Annotated in this window: 1 protein-coding gene; it reads left to right on the top strand. The window is 58.7% G+C overall.

Features of this window, described 5'->3' with window-relative positions; genetic code table 11:
* On the top strand, window positions 1-3240 hold a 3240-nt coding region (locus tag AAAB16_RS00070), incomplete at its 5' end, for a glycosyltransferase (RefSeq protein WP_340661486.1).
* Window positions 3241-3523: the final 283 nt, after the last annotated feature.

Here is a 3523-nt window from a genome sequence, read left to right as displayed (position 1 = left end):
GGTTATGACTTCCCCATTACCTATCTGGCCCTGGGCCGTAATGGCGGGTTGTCGAATGCGCGTAACTGCGGCATTCGCCAGGCGCGTGGGGTAAACCTCTGTTACCTCGACGACGATGATATGTGGCTGCCGCAGCATCTGGAGCGCCATGCGCAGGCGCATGCTCAGGGCGAGCGGGTGGTCTACACCGACACGACTTATGTGCTGGAAACGCTTGAGGGCGCAAGGCGGCAGGAGTTGTCGCGCAGTTCTTCGACGCAGCACGAAGCTTTTTCCCGGGAAAATTTGCTGGTGCAGAACTACATTCCGGTCAATGCCTGGTCGCACCCGCGCAAGTGGTTGGACGAAGTGGGTGGCTTCGACGTCGAGCTGCCAGCGCTGGAAGACTGGGACATGCTGCTGAAACTGTCGGCGCGTTACCCGGTGGAGCATGTGCAGGAGCACACCGTGCAGGTGCATATCCGTCAGGAGAGCCCTGAGCAGCGTATGAGCGCCCGTGAGCGCAAGAATTTCCCCGAGCTGTTCCGTCGTCTATATGGCCGCCATGGGCAGCAGGTGCATGCCGGTGTTGAGCAAGCGCGCGGCGAGTTTCTGCAAAGTTTGGACGATGAAATGCGCAACGCAGCGGTTGCTCAGCCAAGCCTGGGCTATTTACACAAGCTGACCCCACAGGTGTTCGCCGCTTTTGAACAGCGCTTGCAAACCGAGCAGGTGCCGACCATCGAGGTGTTGGTGTTGGCCTTGTCGGGCAGCGATGAAACGGCTGTGCAGGCGACGGTCGAGAGTCTGGCAGGCCAGCAATATGCGGCGCCGCATCGTGTGGTTGAGGGGGATTGGCAACAGGTCAGCGATGCTGCCTTGGCTAGCACTGCCGAGTGGCTTTACCTGCTGCCCGCGGGTGACCGCCTGGAACCGCACGCCTTGGCGTTGCTGATAGAACGCGCCATGGGCGCGCCGGCAGGCTGCTATTACAGCGATGAAGATAGCGTGGGCGAACAAGGCCCGCACGCACCCATCTTCAAGCCGGACTTTAACCTCGATCTGCTGCGCAGCTATCCCTACACCGGGCGCTCGCTGTGCGTCTCACGCGAGGCGTTGGAGCAACTGGGCGGTTTGCGCGCGCAGTTTGAAGGGCTGGCGGTGCAGGATTTTCAACTGCGCTGTGTGGAATCGTTTGGCCTGGACAGCGTCGGCCATATCCCTGAGGTGCTGAGTCATAGCGAGGTGCCGTTTGCACAATGGCTGGCCAGCGAGGAAGTGCGCCGCCATTCAGCTACGTTAGTCAGCGAGCATCTGGCTCGCCTTGGTGTGCCACACAGCATGCAGGAAGGTGTGCTACCGGGTTTCAACCGGGTTCGCTATGACTACCCGGAGCAGCCACTGGTATCGATTTTGGTGCCAACCAAGGACCAATTGCCTCTGCTGCAACGTTGCGTGGAAAGCCTGCTGGAGAAAACCGCTTACACGAATTACGAACTGCTGATCATCGACAACGCCAGCGAAACCGCGGAAGCGAAAACCTGGCTGGCCGGTATCGAGCAGCTAAACAGTGAGCAGATTCGGGTGGTTCGCTACCCCGGCCCATTCAACTTCTCGGCAATCAACAACGCCGCAGCGGCGCAGGCCAAGGGCGAGTACCTGGTGTTGCTGAACAATGACACGGCGATTTTGCGTGAGGACTGGCTACACGAGCTGCTTAACCATGCGCGCCGTCCTGAAGTGGGCATCGTCGGCGCCAAGCTGTTGTTCCCCAATGGCAAGATCCAGCATGCGGGTGTGGTGTTGGGGCTGAGTGGACCGGCGGATCATCCATTCCTTGGCGATGCCGGTGACAGCGCTGGCTATATGCATCGGCTGCTGGTGGATCAGAACTATTCGGCAGTCACCGCGGCTTGTCTGATCATCCGCAAAGAGGTGTATGACGCGGTTGGTGGGCTGGATGAGGTGACGTTCAAGGTTTCCTATAACGACGTCGACCTGTGCTTGAAGGTGCGCGAGGCCGGTTACCTGAGCGTGTGGACGCCTTATTCGGTGCTGCTGCACGAAGGTAGCGTCAGCCAGAATTCAGGGGTTGAAACCCTGGCTCAGGAGCAGAAGCTCAAACGTTTCCGCGCCGAGCAAGACGCCATGTACCAAAAATGGCTGCCATTGCTGGCCCGCGACCCGGCGTACAACCCGAACTTGACCTTGGCCAATAAGGGCTTTGAGCTGGACCCTATTCGCGGCGCGATCTGGCAGCCGTTCGTTCAAGCACCGTTGCCGCGTATTCTCGCTCACCCGGCCGATCGCACCGGCTGCGGGCATTACCGCGTGCGCCAACCCTTCACCGCGATGCAGCGTGAAGGCGTGGCGGATGGGGTGATTAGCGAAACCCTGTTTAACCCACTGGAGCTTGAGCGCTTTCAGGCCGACGTGATTATTTTGCAGCGCCAGGTGACTGATGAGCAGTTGGAGGCGATTGCTGAAATCAAACAGCTGTCGGGCGCCTTCCGCGTGTATGAGCTGGATGACTACTTGCCCAACCTGCCGCTGAAAAGCGTGCACCGCGCCGATATGCCCAAGGATGTTTTGCGCTCGCTGCGTCGCGCGCTGACGATGGTCGACCGCTTTGTGGTGTCGACCCAGCCGTTGGCTGAAGCGCTGGCGGGTATGCACCCGGATGTGGTGGTGGCGCCTAACCGCTTGCCCACCAACTGGTGGAACGGCCTGAGCAGCCAGCGCCGCGTCGGGCGCAAACCGCGGGTCGGTTGGGCGGGCGGGGTAGGGCATACCGGTGACCTGGAGTTGATCGTCGATGTAGTGCGTGATCTGGCCGAAGAGGTGGAGTGGGTGTTTTTCGGCCTGTGCCCGGAAAAGGTTAAACCTTACGTAGCGGAGTTTTATCCGGGCGTTGCTATCGAGAAGTATCCGGCCATGTTGGCATCGTTAAACCTCGACCTGGCCCTGGCGCCGCTGGAGCAAAACCAGTTCAACGACTGCAAGAGCAATTTGCGTCTGCTGGAGTACGGCTTCTTGGGCTTCCCGGTTATTTGTAGCGATGCCATCTGCTATCGCGGCGATCTGCCGGTCACACGGGTGAAAAATCGCTATAAGGATTGGGTGGACGCCGTGCGTATGCACCTGGCTGATCTGGATGCCACGGCAAAAATGGGCGATGAACTGCAAACTATCATTCGCCGCGACTGGATGCTCGAAGGCGAAAATGTGCGCAGTTGGGCCAAGGCGTGGATGCCTGGCTAACCTGTCGGGCAGTGCTTAAGTAGGAATAAAGAGGGGCCGACGATTAAATTCTCGGCCCTTTTTTGTGCGCGTCAGAAAAAGAGCTGTCTTCCGATGAGCGGCGCTAACTGACGGTTTTATTTGAAATTTGACGTCACTAAAGCGACATTTCCCACCTGTTTTTTGGTTGTTTCTTGATCAGCTGGCGACAAAAGGTTGGATGAAACCCTTTAGTTCTGCGGGCTCTGCCGATACAGAAGTCGTGGATACGGTTTACGCCGGTTCAGCAAGCAGCCAGCAAAAA

The organism is Pseudomonas sp. (genome assembly GCF_037994325.1).
GTDB lineage: Bacteria > Pseudomonadota > Gammaproteobacteria > Pseudomonadales > Pseudomonadaceae > Aquipseudomonas.
This window is presented reverse-complemented; position numbering and strand designations above follow the sequence as displayed.